The 1,013-nt window shown below is 67.4% G+C and carries 2 protein-coding genes; both read left to right on the top strand.

Annotation, left to right across the window (positions count from 1 at the left end):
• The coding region (locus EOA86_RS36065) for a replication initiator protein A (RefSeq protein WP_206630255.1) at window positions 1-687 on the top strand (687 nt) is incomplete at its 5' end.
• On the top strand, window positions 684-1,013 hold a 330-nt coding region (locus EOA86_RS36060; RefSeq protein ID WP_164892387.1), incomplete at its 3' end, for an AAA family ATPase. The genes EOA86_RS36065 and EOA86_RS36060, both read left to right, overlap by 4 nt.

Here is a 1,013-nt window from a genome sequence, read left to right as displayed (position 1 = left end):
GGCATGGAGTTCGTCCTGCCCGACTGGTTCTATCGCGGCGTCATCGACCGCTCGCTCGTGCTCGCCATCGATCCGGCCTATTTTCGGCTGACCGGCGGCATCGAGCGTTGGCTCTACCGCGTCGCCCGCAAGCATGCCGGCCGCCAGCCGGCCGGTTGGGTCTTCGAGGTCCCCCACCTTCACGAAAAGTCCGGCAGCCTCGTGCGCGCCTCCGACTTCGCGCTGCAGCTTCGCCGTATCGCCGCGCGCCAGCCGCTGCCCGGCTACCGGCTTCAAGTCGAACGCGAGGCCGGCCGCGAACGGCTGCGGATCGTCCCCGATCGACGGCTTCGAGGGCCTGTGGATGGTACTGTGGAAACACGCGGGACTTCGCACGCAGCCGATATCGGGACTTCCCACGCACACCTATCGGGATTCCGCACGCAGCGCGAGCAGCTAACGCTCTGGCCACAAAACGCGATTCCTGCCCCTAACCTATCTAACAATAGAGAATCTAACTCTTTTTTTGCCACGGCCAGTGTGGAAAAGCACGGCCACAACAAGAAGCCCGGAAACGGCGCCGCCAAAAGCCAGCCATCTCCCTGCTCTGACCCGACCAGGCTCTTTCGCGGTTCGGGAGCCACCGAGGCGCGTACTCTCGCTGCGGCCCGACGCCTCCCCGACAGCGACGTGGGAGAGACGTCATGATCATCGCGCTCCTCAACCAGAAGGGCGGCGTCGGCAAGACGACGCTGGCTCTGCATCTCGCCGGCGAATGGGCCCGCCGCGGCAACCGCGTCACCCTGATCGATGCCGACCCGCAGGGCTCGGCTCTCGACTGGTCGCAGCAGCGCAGTCGTGGCGGCGAGCCACGCCTGTTCGGCGTCGTCGGCCTCGCACGCGACACGCTGCACCGGGAAGCGCCGGAACTGGCGCGGGGCGCCGACCACGTCGTCATCGACGGCCCGCCGCGCGTCGCCGGGCTTATGCGCTCGGCACTCCTTGCCGCCGACCTCGTGCTGATCCCGGTGCAG

This window comes from Mesorhizobium sp. M5C.F.Ca.IN.020.32.2.1 (assembly GCF_004023105.1).
GTDB lineage: Bacteria > Pseudomonadota > Alphaproteobacteria > Rhizobiales > Rhizobiaceae > Mesorhizobium > Mesorhizobium wenxiniae.
This window is presented reverse-complemented; position numbering and strand designations above follow the sequence as displayed.